Here is a 22,457-nt window from a genome sequence, read left to right as displayed (position 1 = left end):
GCATTGGAGATGCTCGCCCGACTTAGAAGAGACCCGGTAACGGCTAAGATGCAAACCTGGATCGATCCCTTTATTCATGCCCGGAGAAAAGCATGAGCAACGACATAAACGTACGTCGCATCGGCTCAAATGAAGCTGCGTCCTACGTGGAAAGCCTGGCCGATGTATTGATTGATTGCGTCGAGGGCGGTGCCTCGGTCAGTTTCATGTTGCCGCTGTCGCGCGAGAAAGCACTGGCGTTCTGGCGTGGTGTGGCGCAAGGGGTAGCCTCTAGCGAACGTGCGTTGCTGGTCGCGGAAGATAGCGGCGGCCATGTTGTTGGCACGGTGCAATTGGTCCTGGCGCAACCTGAGAACCAGTCGCATCGTGCTGATGTTGCCAAGATGCTGGTGCGTCGCGACGCTCGACGCAGGGGTATTGCGCAACGGCTGATGAAAGCCGCCGAAGACACCGCGCGAGCGGAAGGCAAGAGCGTGCTTGTGCTCGATACCGTGACAGGTGGAGATGCCGAGCGTCTGTATGAAAAGGCAGGGTGGCAACGTGTGGGCGTTGTGCCGAAATACGCGTTGATGCCGCATGGCACGTTCTGCGCGACGACGTTTTACTACAAGCATGTTTGATGCATTTGGCAGTCGCCTTCTCGCGCGCGCTTAACTCGGTGCGATACCGTACAGACATCGTGCGCCGGCGTGCCAGTCTTCTCAAAGCCGTGGATCCACGATAGGGCTATTTCAATGCCGTTTTGACGCGCGGACGAGGACTTGGCAAATGAACGACGTTCTTGGAAGGCTGGTGCTTCTGGTCATGTCATGTTGCCTGAGCACGGCGCTTTACGCGCAACCGCCGGTATCGACCGCTGCCAGCCAGCCGGGCGCAAAGGCAAGCCGCCATCACAGTCTTGATCGCACCGGGAAAGCCCGCAAAGGCGAAGCCTCGTACTACGGCCAGAAGTTTTATTCGAAAAAGATGGCTGACGGAACGCCCATGAATCCGCAAACGAATTCCGCTGCCAGCAAAACGCTGCCGCTTGGCACGAAGGCCCGCGTAACGAATCTGGAAAACGGCAAGAACGAAGTGGTCGAAATCAGGGATCGCGGCCCTTATGTGAAGGATCGGATAGTCGACGTATCGCCCAAGACCGCCGACAAGCTCGGGTTGAAAGAGAACGGCACCGCGCCGGTCGAAGTCAAGCCCGTGGAAGTCCCGCAAGCCGATGGCAGCGTGAAGCCGGGTGCCGGCGCCGCGCAAACCCAACAATAGAATGCGCCACGCCACCGGCTTTGTGAGGCTTTGGGCGGGCGCAACTGACTTGCAACAAGCGGACAGTTCAAGCGCCCGCATTATCGTTCGTTTCTTCCGCCGCAAGATACCGCCCGGGCGTTGTCCCGAGCGTCCGGCGAAACATATCGATAAACGCGCTGACATTCTCGTAGCCGAGTTCAAGCGCGATTGTGGTCACCGCGACCCCGTCCGCCACGAGTTCCAGTGCGCGAAGCAAGCGCGCTTGCTGACGCCATTGCGCGAAGCTCAAGCCGGTCTCCGCCAAAAAACGGCGGCTCAGCGTGCGCGGTGCGAGACCCGCCCACGCCGCCCATTCCTCGAGACGGCGGTTATCCGACAGATCAGCCGCCAGCGCGTCCGTGATCCGGATGAGCCGCGGATCTTCGGGGCGCGGCAGCGCCAGCGATTCTTCTTTCGATGCCCGCAGTTCGTCGATGACCACTTCCGCGATGCGCGCCTGCGTCTGATCGAGTTCGGCGCCCGGCCACGTCGCGGCACGTCTCACGGCTTCGCGCAGCAACGCCGTGGTCCTGATTGCACGGGGCGCGCCCGGCAAGTTCGCGCATCGCGGCTCGGTGATAAAAACGCTCCAGCCGGAAAACGGCCCGTACGAGCGCACTGAATGAACGCAGTGCGGCGGAATCCAGATTGCATGGACGGCGGGGACGACCCAGTGCTGATTGTCGAGGCCGACCGACATCAGTCCGCTCAACGCGCCCATGAGTTGTCCGCGCGCGTGGCTGTGCGGCGGCGTCTCGCGCGCCTCGGCCTGCGTCAGTTCGGCCGCGGCAAGGAACGGACCGTCGGGCGAGGTCACGAGGTCCGGTCGGATCAAATAGGAGGTCATGGCTGAAACGCGGTATCGATTGGCATTTATACCGGAGACTGGCCGCTTTCGCACGCCTAAACTGGCTTCATTCCTACTGCACCGGAGGCGATCATAATGCGAGCCGAAGACATCCTTCCTGACCACATCAATCAAGCCGACATTGGCGGGTACGACGATCCGCAAAGGCACCGTCGCGGCATTTCTCGCGAATGCGCGTGTCTGGACAAATACGGAAACATCCGCAAGCGCCCGCGCCGAAGCCGAGACCGACATGCTCGAAGCATTGCCCGCGCTGCGCGCCGTCGGATTGTTCGATGTACTGGACATTCGCGATACCGCGCTGCGCAATTGGGTCGATGCACATTGACCTGCGCATCAGTCAAACATCACATATTGAGGGAAACGCCATGAAAGCTGCAGTCGTCAAAGTGCCAGGAACTGGTCCCGCTTACGCCGATTTCGATAAACCTGTTCCCATAGCGGGTCATCGGCTGATTGAAGTCACCGCGTCCGCGCTCAGTCACGTCACGCGGTCCAAGGCATCGGGGTCGCACTATTCGTCGGTGGGGAAATTTCCGTTTGTTGCGGGCGTCGATGGCACCGGGCGTCTGGAAGACGGGCGCCGCGTTTATTTCTTCAAGCCGCAAGACCCGTTCGGTTCGATGGCCGAATACAGCATCGCGCCGGAAGCGAATTGCGTTCTCTTGCCCGATGGAATAGATGACGTCACGGCCGCGGCGATTGCGATTCCGGGCATGTCGTCCTGGGCGGCGCTGGTGGAACGGGCTAGATTCGTGAAGGGAGAAACCGTGCTCGTGAACGGTGCAACGGGCAGTTCCGGCCGCCTCGCCGTGCAGGTCGCGAAGTGGCTTGGCGCGCGGAAGATCATCGCTACGGGCCGGCGCACGGATGCGCTGGCATCGTTGAAGTCGGCCGGCGCGGATGTGACGATTTCACTGGCGCAGGACGAGGGCGCGCTGAACGGAGCATTCGAATCGCAGTTTCGCGAAGGCGTGGATGTCGTGCTGGATTACTTGTGGGGCGCGAGCGCCCGGTCGCTGCTGATTGCGGCGGCGAAAGCCTCGCCTGACGATCATCCGGTGCGCTTCATCCAGATCGGTTCGATTGGCGGCGCGGAGATCCCGTTGCCGTCCGCCGTCCTGCGCGCGGCGGCGATCACCCTGCTCGGCAGCGGAATTGGCAGCGTTCCGCTGCCGCGTCTTCTAAATGCCATGCTGGGCGTATTCGAAGCAGCCGCACCCGCTGGATTGCAGATCGCGACCCACGCCGTGCCTCTGGCGGATCTCGGCGCGCATTGGGACAACGCGGACAGCTTGCGCCGCACGGTTTTCATACCTTGACCGCGACGATTGATCGCTGCGCGGTGCATCGCCGGAGGTATAACGTGTACGCTACAATTGCCGCATGGCTAAAAAATCCCTTTCCGCTCCGGTTGTTCGCGCCGATGCAGCCGTTCCCGCTTCGCCCGTCATTCCCGGCGTTGACGAGTATCACTTCTCCGAGCAGATCGGCCATCTGCTGCGGCGCGCGTATCAGCGCCACGTCGCCATTTTCCAGGCGGCCATTCCGGATTCGGACCTGACCGCCGCGCAGTTCGTGACATTGTGCGCGGTGAAGGAGCAGCAATCCTGCTCGCTCAACGACATTGTGAAAGCGACCGCAATCGATCAGGCGACCATCCGCGGCGTGGTCGAGCGGCTCAAGGCGCGCTCGCTGATCGTGGTCTCGCCTGATCCGCTCGATGGCCGCAAGCTTATCGTTCGCACCACGCCTGAAGGCCTCGCGTTGATCGATCAAAGCATTCCCTTCGCCAAGCAGGTCAGCGAGCAGACATTCGGCGGACTGAATCCGGCCGAGCGTGTGGCAATCGTCTATTTGCTGAAGGCGATGACGCGAGCAGAGGAGAATTAGCGGGAAGACCGGTGTGCTGTCTGCACGAGCCTGTGGGTTTTTATAGACATGCTCAACGAAGTTCGCAGCCCGTAATACATTCGCTGATCCATATCAAACGACAAAATCCACCTCCATAGAAAATCTTGTTATGGCGATTTCATTCGACGCCGGACCAAGAAACGGGGTGAATTTTGAAGAAGAACATATCCATCGCAATCGCATTTGCCTGCGCTGTTTTGGCAACGGCAAGTTCGTCTGTTCATGCGGATCAGGGCGACATTCTCGCGCGCGTCAGGGCGATCAGCATTCAGCCTGATGTTTCGGCGGGCGGAACGCTGGGCGCTATTGGGACGGGCGTCAATAACGCCATCGTCCCTGAACTTGATTTTGTTTATATGGTGCGCCCGAGTATTGGGGTCGAGCTCATCCTCGCGACCTCACGCCACCAGGTGACATCCAACACGGGCGCGCTCGGCGGGGTGAACGTGTTGCCGCCCACGCTGCTGCTTCAATATTATTTCAATGCCGCGGGCAAGGTGCGTCCTTATGTCGGTGCGGGCTTGAACTACACGCTCTTCTACAACAACGGCCTGCACGCCGGAGATACGCCGGTCTCCATCAAGAACTCGAGCTTTGGCCCCGCGCTTCAGGCCGGCGTTGACGTGCAGGTCGCGCGCAATCTGTTCGTGAATGCCGATATCAAGAAGATCTGGATGCGCACGAGTGCCTCCGCGGGAGACACGTCGCTCGGTTCGCTGAAGATCGATCCGCTGGTGGTGGGTATCGGCGTGGGGATGCGCTTCTAGTCCGAGGCTGGAAATTCGGGCCGGCGTTGACGGAACATGGGACTCGGAACGAGGGCGGCGCCCTGCAACGCCGTGTTTCTAAACCGCCGTCATCGCCGCCTGCAGCGTCGCACGCACCACGTCGGCGGTGAACGGCGCTTCCCGGAACCTGACGCCGGTGGCATCGAACAATGCATTGGCGATTGCCGCCGGGCCCGGCAGCGAAGCCGATTCACCCGAACCCAGCGGCGGTTCGCCTTGACGTTCCATCTGCACGACATCGACAGCGGGTAATTCCGGAAACGTCAGGATCGGATAACTGCCCCATTCGCGGCTCGCGACAAGACCATCGGTAAAGCGAACACGCTCTTTCAGAGTACGGCTGAGCGTCTGGATGACGTTGCCGTGAATCTGATGACGCACGCCATCCGGATTGACCACCGTGCCGGTATCCTGTCCAACGGTCACGCGCTTCAGGCGAATCTCGCCGGTCACACGGTCGACTTCCAGATCCACGATCCACGCCGACCACGCCGCGCCAAAACCCGGAAAGCGGCTGTGTACATAGCGCGCGTACGCCACGCCGTGTCCTTGCAGCACGCGCGCGTCCGGGTCGTTGCGCGTGACGCGGCGCTGCCAGCCGGCACGCGTGGCGACTGCCTCCAGCAACTCCCGCGCGCGTTCGTCCTCCAGATGACGCAGCCTGAATTCGAGCGGATCAGCGCCGGCCTCGAACGCGAGTTCATCGATAAACACATCGTGCGCAAACGAGTTCGGCAGCGCCGATACCCCTCTGAACCACGACGCGCGCACGAGCGGCGCCATGTCGTTGCACACGAAGCGCCGATGCTTGAACGTGTAGGGCGAAACCGCCGTGCGGTCGCCCATTTCGAAAACGCGAGGTTCGGCAGGCGTTGCGCCCGTGAGCAGCAGCGCGAGCAGCGGTGCATCGTTGGACGGATAACGCGACGCGAATTCATAACCCAGCGTCTCGCCCATGTCCGACACCGTGCCGGTCACGTCCACCACTTGCGCCGTTCCCTTGGGTTCCCATTGATGTTCATCGGCACGCGTTAGCTGCACGCGTACCGGGCAATGCATAGCGCGGGAAAGCAGCAGCGCGTCGCCGGAGACGTCGTCGGCGCAATTGCGGCCGTAGCATCCGGCGGCTTCCATGCGCACGATATCGATATCGCTTTCCGCGCGGTCCACGAGAACCGACAGGTCGTAGCGCAAGCTCAGCGGATTCTGTGTTCCCGACCACACGGTGATGTGGTCATCGCGATAGTCCGCCAGCGCGCACGATGGTCCTATGGACCCATGCATCTGGTACGGCCAGACGTAGGTGCGTGCGAGCGTAGTGGTATTGACCTGACCTCGGACCGATTCCACGTCGCCTTCTTCCAGCAGCAAACGCCGCCTGGCGGGCGCGCTCGATATGGCCCTGGCCGGATCATCCAGAGAAGGCAGCGGAGGCAACGCGCGCCATGTGACACGCAGCGCGCGGGCGGCGCGGATGGCCTGCTCCTCGCGCTCGGCGACTACGCCGACAAAATCGCCGATCGCGACGACACCCCGCACGCCCGGCAACGCTTCCACCGACGCACGATCCACGTCGAGCAGCATCTTGCCGATGAACTCGCCGCAATCGTGCCCCGCATACGGCGGCCGCACGACGCGCCCGTGCAGCATGCCGGGCACGCGCATGTCGTGCACGAAGGTGAGCGCGCCAGTTGCCTTGGCGGGCAGATCGACGCGCGGCGCCGAACGCCCGACAATGCGATACGCCGACGGGTCTTTCACCGCGACGGTGTTGTCGAGCGCAAGCGTCACGCGGCGCCCTTCAAGCAGCGCGCCGAATGTGAGCCGGGTGTTGTCCGGCGCGATCACGCAGCCGTCGCCGGTGCGGAGCAGGTCCGCGCTCAGGCCCCACGTTTGTGCCGCGATCCCGATCAGCGCAAGCCGCGCCTGGGCTGCAGCGAAGCGCAGCGGCACCGCCGAAATCTGGATCGTCGCGCTCGCGATGGTCGGCCCCTGGTTGGGCACTTCCGTCGAATCGCCCAGGATCATTTGCACGCGCGCTGCGGCCACGTCGAGTTCTTCCGCCACGATCTGCCCGAGCGACGTGCGTATGCCCGTTCCCAGATCCACGTGACCGTTGAACGCGAAAATTCGCCCGTCGTCCAGCACTGCGACGAAGATTTCCGGCGTGTCCTGAACGTAGGAAGATCCGCTGCCCGGTTGTCCGGGAGCGGGTTTTACCGGCGCCGCCGGCTGCCTGACAATGCTCAGGCAGCCGTTGCGGGCGAGCAGTTCACCTCGGGTAGGCGCTCCTGCATTTGGCATGACGCGTTTTCCTGAAAATGCGCTTATCGATTAACAATACTCTTGGGCATCGCCAACGCCAAGAGACATCCGGCGAGCATCAGGAAGCCGAACGTGATCAAGCCAGCGCTCATGCTGTGCGTTGCGTCCTTCATCCAGCCGAGTACGTAGGTGCTTGCAAAGCCGCCGAGATTCGCAATCGAACACGCGAACGCAATGCCTGCCGCGGCCGCGGTGCCGCGCAGGAACGTGGAGGGCAGCGCCCACACCACAGGCATGGCAGCGGCAACGCCTGCATTCGCAATCGACAACAGGATCACCGTTATGGCTGTGCTGCCGCTGAAGAACGTGCTGGCAATCAGGCCAAACGCCGTGCATGCAAACGGTACGACGATATGCCAGCGGCGTTCGCGATACTTGTCCGAACTCGCGCCCGTCACCAGCATCATGACCACGGCGAGCGCATTTGGAATGGCGGTCAGCATGCCGATTTCCAGCGCACTCTTGACGCCCGAATCACGGATGATGCTCGGGAGCCAGAAGCTGATGGCATACGTGCCCAGCAGTACACACAGATCGATCAGTCCGAGTGCCCATACCTTGGGGTCCGTGAATGCGTCACGCAGCCTGTGACGCTTGCCCGCATGCGATTCCTGCGAGAGATCGTGCTTCAGGCGCTGGCGCTCATCGTGATCGAGGAACCTGGCGGATTCCACCGTGTTCGGCAGATAGAAGAACACCAGCGCGCCCAATACAATGGACGGCAACGCTTCCAGCCCGAACAACCATTGCCATCCTTGCCAGCCGTGCATGCCGTCGAAGAAGGTCAGGATCCAGCCCGACAACGGGCCTCCGATCAAGCTCGACAGCGGCAACCCCATCATGAAGAGCGCGATGATCTTGCTGCGCCGTGCGTCGGGGAACCAGTTCGTCAGATACAGCAGCACGCCGGGCAGGAACCCAGCTTCGGCCACGCCCAGCATGAAGCGCAGGACGTAGAACTGGCCGGGCGTTTTGACGAACATCGTGAGGCCGGAAAGAATGCCCCACGTGACCATGATCCGTGCAATCCAGAGCTTCGCGCCGACCTTCTGCAAGACCAGGTTGCTCGGTACTTCGAAAAGAATGTAGCCGACAAAAAAGAGGCCCGCGCCAAGTCCATAGACGGTGTCGCTGAAATGCAGCGCATCGAGCATCTGCAACTTCGCGAGGCCCACGTTCACGCGGTCCAGGTAGGCCGAGAAATAACACAGGCAAAAGAACGGAATGAGCCGCCACGTGAGCTTTCGGTATAGCTCGCGTTCCGCCTGGGCGTCGGTGTGCAGCGTGCCGCGCGCAGTGTCCGTGATCGGGGTCGACATGAGGTGTCTCCTGGGAATCGCTGTAAATAAGGTGCTGTAAATAAGGTGCTGTAACAGGTCAGAACAGGTGATAAAGCCCGAGCGTTCCGGCGAACTGCCCGGCGGTCGCCGTCACGGAAGCACGCAATTAATCGTCGCGGCGGTTGCCGCTGCGAGCTTGAACATCCGGTTGTGTGGATAAGGCGAACGCGAGAACTGACTCATGGATTTTGGCTGGGTGATTCGTTGTAGGCGCGGGCAGAGCGAGTTCCGCAAAGAGGCGACGACCACGCTGTGCAAGGTGCAAAACTTAAGCGTCGCGACACCTGCAAAGTTACGAAATCAAAATCCGGAATGCAATGTTTTTATAACAAAATATCGTTATAAATCAGTTGGTTATCATTTTTACTTCAGGCGTGTTGAAGCGTCCCGCGGGCCGGATCGGCGGGACATTTTCGAGGTAAATCGCGTTGATTCAGCCGCGCTTCTCGAGCGTTCGGACCTGAGTGTTCTTATCGATTTTCGATGGCGGCAAGCGCTTCATCCAGCGTCATCACGGCGGCGTATTTCTGCTGCATATCGAAGAGATTTGCATCGTGCGGGCCGATCGCGCGGTCCCCGACACAATCGGAAATGACCAGCGGCCGAAAGCCATGCGACATGGCATCGACCACGCTTGCGCGCACGCATCCGCTCGTCACCGCGCCCGCCACGATCAACGTCTGAACCGCGCGCTGCGATAACCACGGCGCGAGCTGCGTGCCGAAGAATGCGGATGGCACTGTCTTGCGTACCACGAGTTCGCCGGCCGCCGGCGTGAGTTCCGGCACGATGGCGCTGTTCGGATGATCCTCGGTCAGCGTCGCCATGCCCGGGACTTTCAGCGAGAAGACGTTGTCGTCGCTGCCATCGGCGGCATAGACGATGCGGCTGTGCGCAACCGGCCATTCATGGCGTCGCGCGGCGGCAAGCAGATGCGTGGTGCGGTTTATGGCCGGCGCAATATTGCCGCCGCCAAAGGTCTTCGGGTCCGCGAAGCCGACCACGAAGTCCACGATCAGCAAGCCGATATTGCCTTTCACCGGCAACGGCGTACCGAATCCCTGCTGCTTGTAGACGCCGGATTCCGCATGGCTCTGGATGTCGCTCATTCAAATGCTCCGATTCAGGATTGTGTCAGCGGTCCATCACCACGCCGTCGCGAACCACGGCTTCGCCATCGAGCATCACGTCGCAATGACGCAGCGGAATGTCGATATGGCATGTCGTGGTGCGCTTGCCGCCGGCTTCGTTATTCGGTCCGAGAGAAAACAGGAAGTTGCCTTCGAACGCGCGCGCATCCATGCCAATGGTCGCTTCGCGGTCGTAAAGCCCGAGCGTCGACCAGCGTGCGCGTGGCTGCAGACCCCAGCCGATATGCGAGATCGCGTAACCTTCCGGATCGTTGAACGACGCCATGTAATCGCTGAGCAACGCGGCGTCCACGCCGCCATCGATGCGCGTTGCATACCCGTTCTCAACGGTCAGCGTGATCGGGTCGTTCACGTATCTTTTCTGCGGCAGCAGGATGTCGCCGCGATCGATCACAATCTGTCCGCTCGCCTGTCCTTCGTTCGGGAACGTCAGCACGAAACCGCTTGGCCAGTGGTCCCAGCGGCCGGGTTCATCGACGAAACCGTATTCGGAGATCGCCGGGAATTCGCCCAGCGGACAAACCAGTTCGGTGCCGGCGTTCGACTTCACGCGCATTTCACGCGACGCCGTGATGCGCGCCGCCGCGGCCCGTACGCGGGTTCGGTCGGCTGCGGTCGGGACCATGCGCGCGAGCACTTCGGGCGGCTCGACGGCGAGCAGGATCTTCGTGCCCGTTTTCAGGATCTCGTGTTGTTCGGGCGAGAACAGCAGCGTCATCAGGTCGAGCACGAGATCGCTTTCCTTCAACGCCGCGATGGCCGCGTGATTGCCGGTCAGCGGCGTGGTGCCGAGATACGCGAGCGAGTCGCGGCTCAACGCCTTTTCGCCATTTACCGGCAACAGGTCGAGCCGGTTGACGATAGCGCCCATCGACTGCGTGGCGATCAGCGCGCTCGACAGCGTCTGCGGATGTGTGGACGCGCTCGTGAGAATGGTGACGGTCTGGCCGGCTTCAAGGTTCGACAACGTCAGCACCTCTTTCCACGCGGCAATCATTTCGTAATCGCTGATAGGCATGACAGCTCCTTTAAATAAGCTTTGCGCCGAGGAAATCGCCGAATGCTGCGTAGAAGCCGGCTTCGTTGTCCCACGGGATCATGTGGCCGGCGTCCGGCACGCGCGTGTGCAGCAGACCGGGTGCGAGCGCCTGCATTTCCTTGACGTCTTCGTCGAGCACGACGTCGCCGCGCGCCGCCGTGATAAGTAGCGACGGCACGCGCAGGTGCGGCAGATCGGCATGGATATCGTCGGTATGGAAACCTTCGAATGAAGTCAGCATCGCGCGTTCGTCGCAGGTATGGAGCCATTGCGCGCGCAGGCGCCGTTGCTCTTCGGTCCAGGTCGGACAAAAGGCGAGCATGCCTTCGGCGTCGATGCCCTTGAGGGCGAGGCGGATCGAATCCACGTACCACGGCAGTTTCGCCGGATACGCGCGGCGGCCGGGACCGGATACGGGCGGGTCGACCAGCACCGTGCGCGTGAGGCCCTTTGGTGCGCTGCGGGCGGCGCGGATGGCAATGCGGGCGCCCATCGAGTGGCCAACGAGCGCATAGTGTTCGAGGCCGAGCGCCTGAGCCAGCGCGATGACATCGGCGGCTTGCGCGTCGAGACTGTAGTCGAGCGTGGCCGATGCCTCCGACAAACCCCGGCCGCGGACATCGAGCACGTAGGTATCGAACTGGCGGCCAAGCACTTCGCCGACAAACCCCCACGTCACTGCGGGGCTCGTGATGCCCGGAATCAGGATCACGGCAGGGCGGCCGGCGCGCACGCCGTCGGCGCCCCCATAGCGCAGGAAATGCTGGCGAATGCCATTGGCATTGACATTCGCGCCGTAGAGCAAGGTTGAGTCCATCGCGGGGTCCGTAGATGAGTCGAAAGCTTTCAATGAAAGGTTCAACGGCGCGGTCAATATGCGCCGGAGAGCAGCGCGCCCGCGCCCGGCACCACGCGTTCGAGATCGAGCTCGCGCAGCATGGCGTAGGTGGTCGCAATCGCCGCCGTAATCACCGGCTTGCCGGTCATGGCCTCGACTTGCGGCACGGCGGCGAGCGACGGCATCTGCACGCAGGCCGACAGCACGATTGCATCCACGTCCTTGTAGTCCAGCGTCTTCACGATTTCCGGCAAGAGCCGCGGGTCGTGGCGGCCGACATCCAGATTGTCGGGAATTTCGAGCGCGCGGTAGTCGACGACTTCAAACCCTTCCGAGCGGATGTAATCCACCACGAGTTCCGTCAGCGGCTTCATGTAGGGCGCAACCACCACAATACGCTTTGCCTTGATGACCTTCAGTGCTTCGACCAGCGCGCCCGCGCTCGTGATGACCGGCGCCGAGCCGCCGTTTTCGACCGTACGTTCGTGCAGCCGCTTTTGGGAAACCCGGTGATAACCATGTCCCATCGCCATGATCGCGACGAGGCACGCATAGCCCAGCACGTCCACGCGCGCGTCGCTCAGTTCCAGCGCGCAGCGGTCCGATTCCGCATCCATGGCCGCGAGTTCTTCCTTCACCACCTTCTTCATGCGCATGCGGCTCGAATGGAACGTGAAGCGCTCCGGGCGGATGGCCTGGCGCGCGAGCAGCATGGCCGGGATCTCGGTTTCCATCGTGGTATTCGAACTCGGCACGATCTGGCCGATGCGGAAGTTCTTGCTCATCTGTTCGACTCCGTATTTCGTGAGCCACGCGGGGCGGCTTGATAGGTTCAGTGCTTGGATGCGCGATGCGGTGCGTTGATTGCGTCAGGAAATTCTAGTGTACACATTGGAATATAACAAGTTTCCACAAATATTTTTTGCTGGTGCACGCATGCTTTATGTTGGTGAAAACCCTGATAAATCGCACCTATAAAGGGCTTGTTCGCACTTGACTGGATCAAATGCAAATTTTCTTTACCCAAAATAATTCAATGTGTACACTCGATATCAGTTCATTCAACAGGCTCGGCTGAAGCAATTTTTGCCCGAGCGCCAGACATGGAGAGATCATCATGAGCACACCCCGTATCGCGATTGTTGGCGCGGGCCTCGGAGGAACGGCGGCAGCCGCGTTGATGCAGCGCGCCGGGTATTCAGTGCGTCTGTACGAGCAGGCTCCGGCGTTTTCGCGTCTTGGCGCAGGCATTCATCTCGGACCGAATGTGATGAAGATCATGCGTCGCATCGGTTGCGAAGATGCGCTCAACGTCATGGGATCGCATCCGGACTTCTGGTACAGCCGCGACTGGAAAAGCGGCGAAGCGATTGCCCAGATTCCGCTTGGCGACTTCGCGGAGAAGGAATACGGCGCGTCGTATCTCACGGTGCATCGCGGCGACTTTCATGCGCTGATGACCGAGGCGGTCGAGCCTGGCACCATCGAGTTCAACAAGTGCCTGACCCAGATCGAAGAAACCGGCAAGGATGTGCGCCTCACGTTTGCCGATGGCAGCGTGGAGACGGCTGACATCGTGATTGGCGCGGATGGCGTGAATTCGAAGATCCGCGACCATCTGCTGGGCGCCGAACCGCCGCGTTATACGGGTTATGTGGCGCACCGCGCCGTGTTTCCGGCGTCGCTGCTCGGCGCCGATCCGTTCGATCTGTGCGTGAAGTGGTGGTCGGAAGATCGTCATATGATGGTGTATTACGTCACGTCCAAACGCGATGAAATCTATTACGTGACCGGCGTTCCGCAAGCCGAGTGGCCGGCGGGACAATCGGTTGCGCCGAGCAGCCGCGACGAGATGCGCGAAGTTTTCGCGGGTTACCATCCTTCGGTGCAAAAGCTGATCGACGCCACGCCGGAAGTCACGAAGTGGCCGCTGCTGGAGCGCGATCCCTTGCCGTTGTGGAGCCGCGGCCGCCTGGTGCTGCTTGGCGACGCCTGCCATCCGATGAAACCGCATATGGCGCAGGGCGCGGCCATGGCAATCGAAGATGCGGCCATGCTGACGCGCTGCCTGGACGAGGCCGGTGTGAACGACTACGCCAGCGCGTTCGCGCTGTATGAAGCGAATCGCGCGGAGCGTGCTTCGAAGGTGCAACTGGTCTCGCATAACAACACGTGGCTGCGCACGAACGAAGATCCGGCGTGGGTGTTTGCGTATGACGTGTTCAACGAGCCGTTAAAGGCGCCGGTGGCGAAACAGGCATCGGTAGCTGCGGTCTGATTCCGATAAATCAAACATGAGCGTGTCCGCATCTGCGTCTGTGTCGCCGGCTCCCGAACCATTGACCATGACCGTCAATGGTTCGTCGCGCACGCTCGAAGGCGTGACGCGCGACACGCCCTTGCTCTATGTGCTGCGCAACGATTTCGAATTGAATGGCCCGAAGTACGGCTGCGGCCTCGGGCAATGCGGCGCATGCACGGTCCTGCTCGACGGCGGTCCCGCGCGTTCATGCGTGGTGCCGGTTGCGGCGGCGGTCGGCCGGGAAACGGTGACGCTCGAAGGGCTCGGCACACTGGATGCGCTGCATCCCATCCAGCGTGCTTTTATCGACGAACAGGCGGCGCAGTGCGGCTATTGTCTGAACGGCATGATCATGAGCACGAAGGCGCTGCTCGATCGCAATCCCGAGCCCGATGACGCCGCGATCCGCGACGCGCTGCGCTTCAACCTGTGCCGCTGCGGCACGCACATCGAGATCATGAAGGCCGTGCATCGCGCGATCGAGTACCTGAAACGCGAAGAAGGGCGCTGAATCAATGACGCGTGCACTGGACGCCATGCGCGAACGGGATTCCGGCCAGCCCGTGCTGCTGCCCGATTCGATGCTTCACGCATGTGTGCTGATGAACGCCGACGCCGCGTTGCTGGAGCGTGCTGCTGCCTTGCGGACCGAAGGCGTGCGCTGGATTCACACAGGGAGCGTGGCTGCGTTTGTTGCGGGCCGGCTTGAGCTTGCATGTGACGCGGCGCGCCGTCTGATCGATGTTCCCGGCGCGGGCGTGGACGCTGCTTCGCTGCCGGTCGCGCGTTCGGACCTTCAGCACCAAGCGCATTACGCATGGCCTCTCTCTTCGGATTCTTTCACGCCATGCGAGGCGATTGCGCGCATGGATGGCGATCTGGTTTCGTTGTGGACGCGTGCGCCCGCCAATGCGGATTTGCTTTCGAAGCTTGTTGCCGCGACAGGATTTTCCGCCGGGCACTTCGAATTCCATTCATTGGACGAGAGCAAGGCCACGGATCTGGCGTTGGCAACACACGCCGCCATGGCGGCCGTCATGTTGATGAACGAAGTGGGCGGCGCGGTGTGTGTCGGTGTATATTTATCGTTGGCGAACGCGCGGGAAGCGACGTTCGCCGTTGCCGCTTCGCTCGATAGCACAGGCACGCTGCTCGACTGGCAATACGAGGCGCGCATACCAGGATCTTCAGGCAACGAAGCGTCTGCCGCTGAAGACTCGGGGCCGTACTTCTCCCGCCGTTCCCGGTCGCTGACCGACGATCCGGCCGGACTCATTCCGGATGCCGCGCACACATTCGCGCGCGAATCGTTTATCGATGAAATTGCGCGTGACAATCAGCGCGACCCCGTGTCGTTCCGGCTCGATCATCTCGATCCCGTGGAGCAGGACGGCGCGCGCGCGTTGATCGACACCATTGCCGAGCGCGCCGCGTGGGGAGGCAAGCCCAGGCAAACGCGCACTACCGCGATTGTCCACGGCCGAGGTTTCGCATTCGACGAACACAAGCGCGACGCCGAAACGCCCGCGTATTCGGCATGGATTGTCGATCTCGACGTCAATCGGCTAACGGGCGACGTGGCCGTGAATCGCGTGGTCGCGGGACGCGCGAGCGGACGTCGAAGGCTCGGCAACATGGGCGGCGTTCCAGCGCGGCTGATCGCGGCGGCGGCCTCGCGCGCACTGGGTTTGCAACTCACCGCGCGGCCCTCGCACGATGAAACGCCCGACGCGCAGGCGGTATCGCACGAACTGGCATTGGCGCCGTCTTCAACGTTGCCTGCCGAGATCGCGATCGAAAGCATCGATGCTTCGCCGGCAGCGGCCGCCATCGCCAATGCGCTCTTCGACGCAACCGGCGTGCGCTTTCGCGCGCCGCCGTTCACGCCGGAACGCGTGCGCGCGGCGCTGGATGGATCGGCGTCGTCGTTCGTGGGCGCGCCGAAGCGCGGCAGGCGCTCGCTGAAGGCGCTGCTGGCGGCGGGTGGCGTGGGCGGCGTGATCGGCCTCGCGTGCTCTCTCTGGCCGCTCCGTGCACCCATTGAACCCATTGCGCGCCCACTGGCCTCCACATGGTCCGAAGCCACCATCGCGCGTGGCCGGGAAGTCGCCGAATTCGGCGATTGCGCCGTCTGCCACACGGCGCCCGGCGGTGCGGTCAACGCGGGTGGCCTGGGCCTCGAAACGCCGTTCGGCATGGTCTACACGACCAACCTCACGCCCGATCCGAAGACGGGTATCGGCAACTGGTCGTTCGCCGCCTTCGATCGCGCAATGCGTCAGGGCATTTCGCGCGATGGGCATCATCTGTATCCCGCGTTTCCCTACACCGCGTTCACGAAGATGAGCGAAGCGGACATGACCGCGCTCTACGCGTATCTCATGTCGCAACCTGCGGTCGAAAATGCGCCGCCGCCAACGCGCCTGCCGTTTCCGCTGAACCAGCGCGCGCTGGTGGCGGGATGGAACGCGCTGTATCTGAAGCAAGGCGAATTCAAGCCGGACCCAACGCGCTCGGCGCAATGGAATCGCGGCCAGTATCTCGTCGATGGCGCCGGCCATTGCAGCGCGTGTCATTCGCCGCGCAACATGTTCGGCGCGGAGAAGGGCGGCCGCTTGTACATGACGGGCGGCAGCGCGGAGGGATGGGTCGCGCCATCGCTTGTCGGCAACTCCAAAGCGCCGGTCAAATGGACCGAGCAGGCGCTCTACGATTATCTCAAGACCGGCTTCTCGCCCGAACACGGTGTTGCTGCAGGACCGATGGCGCCGGTCGTCGCAAGTCTGTCGACGCTGCCGGAAGCCGATGTGCGCGCCATGGCGCACTACGTGGCTTCGTTGTCGGATACGTCCGACGCCTCCAAACCAACGCAGGTTGCGCAACCTAAATCAGACGCCGTCACGCTACAAGGCCTTGACAGTGGCCACCGCATTTTCGAAGGCGCGTGCGCGGTGTGTCATGCGGTGACGGGCGGTGTCGGCAACTTCGGCGTGCGTCCGTTGCTTGCGCTCAATACAAGCGTGAGCGAAGCCACGCCGGACAACCTGCTGAAGGTCATTCAAAACGGTATTGATGCACCCGCGACCGACGCGCTTGGCTACATGCCCGGCTTCAGGGATTCGTTCGACGATAGTCAGATGGCGGAACTCGTGACGTATATTCGCGCGACTTTTGCGCCAAACGAAGCGCCGTGGAAGGATCTTGAACAGGCGTCGGCGCGGGTTCGGAAGCACGCGCATTAAATATTCGCTTCGTAGGGGCGCGCGGTTGGTTCAGGCCCTTTCGTCCAACACTTCTTATAATCGGCCGATAACCTGTCATGCCCCGCTGCACTGCGTCGCGGCATTGCACCAATAGCGGGACCTTCGCACCGTAACAGAGACTATGGCGTGTACGCTGGGTTTTAAAGGTGCAGTGCGGGACTGCGCAGTGTCCGAGTGTCAGCGATCCGTCAGCGTGAAATGCCTTTTGGATAATGGTTTTAAGCCAAAATACCTAGTAAAAGCCACTAGCCTAAAAACAGGCATGCTCATTGCATAGAAGACTAGAATTAGAGCGTGTACATTTGTATTGATGAGTTGATCCAGCGCTGCGCGAGACGCGCGCCGTCTTACTGATGAACCCCAAGCGATAGAGGCGTCATGTTGTCGAATCTGGCTGTGCAACTCATCAACGGACTAGCGGACGCATGCGCCATGTTTCTGGTTGCATCGGGCTTGTCGTTGATTTTTGGCGTCACGCGTATCGTCAACTTTGCGCATGGCTCGTTTTATATGCTTGGCGTGTACGTGGCCTATAGCATTGCGAGCCGCTTTGGTTCAACGGTCGCAGGCTTCTGGCTCTCGATGCTTGCAGCAGCCATTGTCGTGGCGGTGATCGGCGCGCTCGTGGAAATGATCGTGCTCAGGCGCATCTATCAGGCGCCCGAATTGTTCCACTTGCTCGCGACCTTCGCGCTGGTGCTGATCTTCCGCGATGCCGCGCTTTATATCTGGGGCCCGGAAGACCTGTTCGGTCCGCGCGCGCCCTTGCTCGGCGGCGCGGTCAGCCTGCTTGGCCACTCGCTGCCAACCTATGACATTGCGCTGATCGTGATCGGTCCCATCGTGCTCGCCGTGTTGTGGTTTGGCCTCACGCGCACGCGGCTCGGTACGCTCGTGCGCGCCGCGACGAGCGACCGCGAAATGCTCGGCGCGCTCGGGATCAATCAGGCGTGGCTTTTCACGGGCGTGTTTTTTATCGGCGCGTTCTTGGCGGGTCTCGGCGGCGCGCTGCAAGTGCCGCGCATGTCGGCCAATCTTTCGCTGGACCTCGATACCATCGGCAACGCCTTCGTCGTCGTCGTGGTCGGCGGCATGGGATCGATTCCGGGTGCGTTCGTGGCCGCGTTGCTGATCGCGGAGATCAAGGCGCTGTGCATTGGCATTGGCGACGTGACCATTGGCGGCGTGGTGTTCTCGCTCAGCAAGTTCACGCTCGTGGCGGAGTTTGTGGTGATGGCGATCGTGCTGGTCGTGCGGCCGTGGGGTTTGCTTGGCCGCGCGCAGACCGCCGTTCGCACCATGGCGTTCGCCGAAACGCCGCTGCGCCGCGCGGATTCGCGGCTGAAAATATTTGCTGGCATTGTCCTCACGGTGCTGTTGCTTGCGCCATTGTTGTCGGGCGTGTTTCCGTACATGCCCGTGCTGCTGGTTGAAATCCTGATCGCTGTCCTGTTTGCAACGAGCCTGCATTTCATCATGGGACCCGGCGGCATGCATTCGTTCGGCCATGCCGCTTATTTCGGCCTCGGAGCCTATGGCGCAGCGCTATTCCTGAAAGTCCTCAACCTGCCGATGGAAGCGGCCATTGTGCTGGGCCCCGTCCTCGCGGGCGTCGGCGCGCTGGTATTCGGATGGTTCTGCGTGCGTTTGTCGGGTGTTTATCTCGCGATGCTGACGCTCGCCTTCGCGCAGATCGTGTGGTCGATCGTGTACCAGTGGGACGCGGTGACGGGCGGCAGCAATGGCATTCTCAACCTGTGGCCATCGGCATGGCTGAGCTCGCCGATCGCGTATTACTACCTGACCTTGCTGTTCGCCGTGATCGGCGTGTGGATGCTCAGGCGCATGCTGTTCTCGCCGCTCGGCTATGCCATGCGTGCATCGCGCGATTCGGTGTTGCGGGCAGAAGCCATTGGTATCGATGTAAAGCGTATTCAATGGGTCGCGTTCATTATTGCGTCCTTGTTTTGCGGGCTGGCCGGTTCGTTGTATGCGTTCTCCAAGGGTTCCATTTCGCCGGAGGCAATCAGCGTGGGTCGTTCGGTCGACGGCCTCGTGATGGTGCTGCTCGGCGGCTTGCAGACACTGACCGGGCCTGTTGTGGGCGCGGCGGTGTTCACCTGGTTGCAGGATACGGTGGCGCGTCAAACCGACTACTGGCAGGCGCTGCTCGGCGGCGCAATCCTGGTTCTCGTGATTGCGTTCCCGCAGGGGATCGTGGGCTTCGTGCAGCACAAGCTCGACTCCCGCCGTGACGCCGATCACGGCGCAGCGCCGCAACCCGCCAAGGAGGCGTCATGAGCTTGCTGCGCGTATCGAATCTGGCGAGATCGTTTGGCGGCCTCAAGGCGGTCGACGACGTTTCCTTCGACCTCGAAGCCGGACAACTGCTTGCGCTGATCGGCCCGAATGGCGCGGGTAAATCGACCTGCTTCAACATGCTCAACGGGCAGTTGAGACCCAGCTCGGGCTCCATTCTTTTCGATGGACAGGAGATCGCCGGAAAACGTCCGCGCGATATCTGGCGCATGGGCGTTGGACGGACCTTCCAGATCGCGGCCACGTTCAACTCCATGACGGTCATTGAAAACGTGCAGATGGCGCTGGTCTCGCGCGATCGCCAGTTATTCAACATGTGGAAACCAGCGCCGTCGCTGCATGCCGGCGAAGCCCTCGCGTTGCTCGAACAGGTCGGCATGGCGGCGCATGCAAAACGTGCGTGCGGCGTGCTCGCATACGGCGACGTAAAGCGCGTCGAGCTTGCCATTGCACTTGCCAACAAGCCGAAACTTCTGTTGATGGACGAACCGACCGCGGGCATGGCGCCCAAGGAGCGCAACGACCTCATGGCGCTGACCAAGCAACTCGTGATCGACCACAAGCTCGGCGTGCTGTTCACCGAGCACAGCATGGACGTGGTGTTCGCTTATGCCGACAAACTCATCGTGCTCGCACGCGGCAAACTGATCGGCGAAGGGGATGCGCAGACCGTGCGCAACGATCCGCGCGTGCGCGAAGTGTACTTCGGCACGGGGAAATCGTTCATGCCGCGTGCGTCGCTGGCCGAAGACAGGGTGGCGCGATGACGGCCATGCTCAAAGTGTCGGGCCTGAACGCGTTCTATGGCCGCGCGCAAATTCTCTATGACGTCGGACTCGAAGTCGGCCGCGGTGAAGTGGTCGCGTTGATGGGCCGCAACGGCGCGGGTAAATCGACGACCATGAAAGCCCTTATGGGCATGCTGCCCACGCGGCGTGGCGGGATCAGTTTCCGTGGACAGGAAATTTCAACCTTGCCGCCGTATCGCATCGCGCGGCTTGGCATGGGGTTCGTGCCGGAAGACCGCCGCGTGTTCGGCGATCTGTCCGTGATGGAAAATCTCGATACCGGCCGCCAGCCGCCACGTGAAGACGCGCCGCGCTGGACGCCCGGGAAGCTCTTCAAGCTGTTCCCGAATCTCGGCGAAATGCCGAACCGTCCGGGCAGCCAGATGAGCGGTGGCGAGCAGCAGATGCTGACCGTGTCGCGCACGCTGATGGGCAATCCCTATCTCGTGCTGCTCGACGAACCTTCCGAAGGCGTGGCGCCGATCATCGTTGAACAGATGGCGAACATGATTCTCGAATTGAAGCGCGAAGGACTCTCCATTCTTCTCTCCGAGCAGAACATGCATTTCGCCGAACTGGTCAGCGACCGCGCGTATGTGCTGGAGAAAGGACAGATCCGCTTCAGCGGCACCATAGATGAACTTGCCCGCGACGAAGCCGTGCGGCGTGCGTACCTCAGTGTATAAAGCGGTTTCCTTCTCAGCATCAATCTATGCCCTCTCTGGAGAGAACAACTATGACCACGCGTGCTGGATCGCGGCTGTGCCTGACCGTTTTGATGCTTGCGCCGTTGGCCGCCGCCCTGGCGTCGACCGGCGCGCTTGCCGCCGACACCATCAAGATCGGCGAAATCAACAGCTACAAGGCGCAGCCGGCGTTCCTCGGGCCATATAAGAATGGCTGGAACATGGCGCTCGACGAAGTCAATGCGGCGGGCGGTATAGACGGCAAGAAGCTCGAAGTCATCTCGCGCGACGACAACGGCAACCCGGGCGACACCGTTCGCGTTGCGCAGGAACTGGCGACCGGCGAGCAGGTCTCGTTGCTGTTCGGCGGCTTTCTCTCGAACACCGGTCTCGCGCTCGCCGACTATGCAAAGCAGCGCAAGATATTCTTCCTTGCCGCCGAGCCGCTGACCGACAAGATCGTCTGGGAGGACGGCAACAAATACACGTACCGGCTGCGTCCATCCACGTACATGCAGGTCGCCATGCTCGTGCCCGAAGCCGCGAAGCTCCACAAGAAACGCTGGGCCGTGGTGTATCCGAATTATGAATACGGTCAGTCGGCGGTGGCGACATTCAAGCGCTTGTTGAAGGCTGCGCAGCCTGACGTGGAGTTCGTCGCCGACCAGGCTGCGCCGCTCGGCAAGCTCGATGCGGGCGCGGTCACGCAGGCGCTCGCCGACGCCAAGCCCGACGCCATCTTCAACGTGGAGTTCGGCGCCGACCTGGGCAAGTTCGTGCGCGAAGGCAACACGCGCGGCTTGTTCAAGGACCGTTCGGTGGTGTCGTTGCTGACGGGCGAACCTGAATATATCGATCCGCTGGGCGCTGAAGCGCCGGTTGGCTGGATCGTGACGGGCTACCCGTGGTATTCAATCGATACCCCTGCGAACAAGAAGTTCGTCGCGGCGTATCAGGCGAAATATCATGACTATCCGCGGGTTGGATCGGTGGTCGGCTATTCGGCGCTGATGTCCATTGCGAATGGCCTGAAGAAGGCCAAATCGACCGATTCCGAGAAGCTTTCCGAAGCCTTCAAGGGCTTGTCCGTCGATACACCGTTTGGCCCGATCTCGTATCGTGCGCAAGACCATCAGTCGACCATGGGCGCGTATGTGGGTACGACCGCGTTGAAGGATGGCAAGGGCGTGATGACGTCGTACCGGTATGTCGATGGCGCGAGCGTGCAGCCATCGGATGCCGAAGTGGCGAAGATGCGCCCGGCGGACTGAGCGTGCTGACTGCGGGAGCCAGCTGCAAGAACCGGCTGTAAAACGAAAGCCGCGCCCGGAAACGGGCGCGGCTTTTTTTGGGGCCGACGTTGTTGGAAGCGTTCAGCCTTCGAAGGAAATGCGGCGGAGATTCTCCGATGAATCTGCCGGTGTGCGTGCGTCGGCCGGCTTGCGCTTGGCCGGCGGCTTCGACTTGATACTCGCGCCGTGCACGAACAACACGACAAGCAATGCAGCCGTCGCCCACACAGACAAGATCCACATCAACGTGCTCATTTCATCCC

At 61.6% G+C, this 22,457-nt stretch carries 20 protein-coding genes and 1 pseudogene; 13 read left to right on the top strand and 8 right to left on the bottom strand.

All coding sequences use genetic code 11. From position 1 onward, the window contains the following. The first annotated feature begins 92 nt into the window (after nt 1-92). Together ACRWA7_RS00455 and ACRWA7_RS00450 are read left to right on the top strand one after the other, a co-directional pair. Entirely contained in the window at nt 93-620 is a 528-nt protein-coding gene (locus tag ACRWA7_RS00455) for a GNAT family N-acetyltransferase (RefSeq protein ID WP_438390599.1), read from the top strand. 148 nt (nt 621-768) lie between these two features. Further along, entirely contained in the window at nt 769-1,260 is a 492-nt protein-coding gene (locus ACRWA7_RS00450; protein WP_438390598.1) for a septal ring lytic transglycosylase RlpA family protein, read from the top strand. A 67-nt stretch (nt 1,261-1,327) separates the two neighbouring features. Here the strand turns inward: ACRWA7_RS00450 and ACRWA7_RS00445 are convergent, their stop codons facing one another. Then, a complete protein-coding gene (locus ACRWA7_RS00445) occupies nt 1,328-2,128 on the bottom strand; it encodes an AraC family transcriptional regulator (protein WP_438390597.1) in 801 nt (266 codons plus the stop codon). A 96-nt stretch (nt 2,129-2,224) separates the two neighbouring features. Between ACRWA7_RS00445 and ACRWA7_RS00440 the strand changes: the two are divergent. The 4 genes and pseudogenes from ACRWA7_RS00440 (at nt 2,225) to ACRWA7_RS00425 (ending at nt 4,830) form a co-directional block, all read left to right on the top strand. Beyond that, nucleotides 2,225-2,477: pseudogene (locus ACRWA7_RS00440) on the top strand (hypothetical protein). A 40-nt stretch (nt 2,478-2,517) separates the two neighbouring features. Further along, nucleotides 2,518-3,471: a quinone oxidoreductase family protein gene (locus ACRWA7_RS00435; protein ID WP_438390596.1), complete on the top strand. Its 954-nt coding sequence runs from the start codon at nt 2,518-2,520 to the stop codon at nt 3,469-3,471. Between the two features lie 64 nt (nt 3,472-3,535). Next, entirely contained in the window at nt 3,536-4,042 is a 507-nt protein-coding gene (locus tag ACRWA7_RS00430; RefSeq protein WP_438390595.1) for a MarR family winged helix-turn-helix transcriptional regulator, read from the top strand. Between the two features lie 173 nt (nt 4,043-4,215). Then, on the top strand, nt 4,216-4,830 hold the full coding sequence (locus tag ACRWA7_RS00425) for an OmpW/AlkL family protein (RefSeq protein ID WP_438390594.1): 615 nt from the start codon (nt 4,216-4,218) through the stop codon (nt 4,828-4,830). A gap of 78 nt (nt 4,831-4,908) precedes the next feature. Here ACRWA7_RS00425 and ACRWA7_RS00420 read toward each other — a convergent pair whose 3' ends face one another. From ACRWA7_RS00420 to ACRWA7_RS00395, 6 genes are all read right to left on the bottom strand, one after another. Beyond that, entirely contained in the window at nt 4,909-7,155 is a 2,247-nt protein-coding gene (locus ACRWA7_RS00420; RefSeq protein ID WP_438390593.1) for a molybdopterin cofactor-binding domain-containing protein, read from the bottom strand. Nucleotides 7,156-7,178: 23 nt separating this feature from the next. Further along, nucleotides 7,179-8,495, bottom strand: a complete 1,317-nt coding sequence (locus ACRWA7_RS00415; protein ID WP_438390592.1) for an MFS transporter — start codon at nt 8,493-8,495, stop codon at nt 7,179-7,181. Between the two features lie 491 nt (nt 8,496-8,986). Continuing rightward, nucleotides 8,987-9,625: an isochorismatase family protein gene (locus ACRWA7_RS00410; RefSeq protein WP_060857588.1), complete on the bottom strand. Its 639-nt coding sequence runs from the start codon at nt 9,623-9,625 to the stop codon at nt 8,987-8,989. Between the two features lie 25 nt (nt 9,626-9,650). Next, on the bottom strand, nt 9,651-10,685 hold the full coding sequence (locus ACRWA7_RS00405; RefSeq protein ID WP_438390591.1) for a 2,5-dihydroxypyridine 5,6-dioxygenase: 1,035 nt from the start codon (nt 10,683-10,685) through the stop codon (nt 9,651-9,653). Nucleotides 10,686-10,695: 10 nt separating this feature from the next. Next, on the bottom strand, nt 10,696-11,523 hold the full coding sequence (locus ACRWA7_RS00400) for an alpha/beta fold hydrolase (protein ID WP_438390590.1): 828 nt from the start codon (nt 11,521-11,523) through the stop codon (nt 10,696-10,698). Between the two features lie 53 nt (nt 11,524-11,576). Next, a complete protein-coding gene (locus ACRWA7_RS00395; RefSeq protein WP_060857591.1) occupies nt 11,577-12,329 on the bottom strand; it encodes a maleate cis-trans isomerase family protein in 753 nt (250 codons plus the stop codon). A gap of 332 nt (nt 12,330-12,661) precedes the next feature. Between ACRWA7_RS00395 and ACRWA7_RS00390 the strand changes: the two genes are divergently transcribed. The 7 genes from ACRWA7_RS00390 to ACRWA7_RS00360 all read left to right on the top strand — a co-directional run bounded on the left by ACRWA7_RS00390 (nt 12,662) and on the right by ACRWA7_RS00360 (nt 22,173). After that, nucleotides 12,662-13,822, top strand: a complete 1,161-nt coding sequence (locus ACRWA7_RS00390; protein WP_438390589.1) for an FAD-dependent monooxygenase — start codon at nt 12,662-12,664, stop codon at nt 13,820-13,822. A 16-nt stretch (nt 13,823-13,838) separates the two neighbouring features. Continuing rightward, the gene (locus tag ACRWA7_RS00385; protein ID WP_438390588.1) at nt 13,839-14,357 is read left to right on the top strand and encodes a (2Fe-2S)-binding protein; all 519 of its coding nucleotides are present in this window, start codon (nt 13,839-13,841) and stop codon (nt 14,355-14,357) included. Nucleotides 14,358-14,361: 4 nt separating this feature from the next. After that, on the top strand, nt 14,362-17,088 hold the full coding sequence (locus tag ACRWA7_RS00380; RefSeq protein ID WP_438390587.1) for a c-type cytochrome: 2,727 nt from the start codon (nt 14,362-14,364) through the stop codon (nt 17,086-17,088). A 399-nt stretch (nt 17,089-17,487) separates the two neighbouring features. Then, nucleotides 17,488-19,410: an ABC transporter permease gene (locus ACRWA7_RS00375; RefSeq protein ID WP_438390585.1), complete on the top strand. Its 1,923-nt coding sequence runs from the start codon at nt 17,488-17,490 to the stop codon at nt 19,408-19,410. Further along, entirely contained in the window at nt 19,407-20,195 is a 789-nt protein-coding gene (locus ACRWA7_RS00370) for an ABC transporter ATP-binding protein (RefSeq protein WP_438390584.1), read from the top strand. The genes ACRWA7_RS00375 and ACRWA7_RS00370 overlap by 4 nt, the downstream gene beginning before the upstream one ends. Continuing rightward, the gene (locus ACRWA7_RS00365; RefSeq protein WP_438390583.1) at nt 20,192-20,902 is read left to right on the top strand and encodes an ABC transporter ATP-binding protein; all 711 of its coding nucleotides are present in this window, start codon (nt 20,192-20,194) and stop codon (nt 20,900-20,902) included. The genes ACRWA7_RS00370 and ACRWA7_RS00365 overlap by 4 nt, the downstream gene beginning before the upstream one ends. Before the next feature lie 50 nt (nt 20,903-20,952). Continuing rightward, complete coding sequence (locus ACRWA7_RS00360) at nt 20,953-22,173, top strand: ABC transporter substrate-binding protein (protein WP_438390582.1); 1,221 nt, start codon at nt 20,953-20,955, stop codon at nt 22,171-22,173. A gap of 102 nt (nt 22,174-22,275) precedes the next feature. Here the strand turns inward: ACRWA7_RS00360 and ACRWA7_RS00355 are convergent, their stop codons facing one another. Then, nucleotides 22,276-22,449: a hypothetical protein gene (locus tag ACRWA7_RS00355; RefSeq protein WP_438390581.1), complete on the bottom strand. Its 174-nt coding sequence runs from the start codon at nt 22,447-22,449 to the stop codon at nt 22,276-22,278. Between the last annotated feature and the right edge of the window lie 8 nt (nt 22,450-22,457).

This window comes from Caballeronia sp. DA-9, assembly GCF_051615025.1.
Classification (GTDB): Bacteria; Pseudomonadota; Gammaproteobacteria; order Burkholderiales; family Burkholderiaceae; genus Caballeronia; species Caballeronia sordidicola.
The sequence above is the reverse complement of the archived record's forward strand: the minus strand, read 5'-3'. Positions and strand labels throughout refer to the sequence as shown.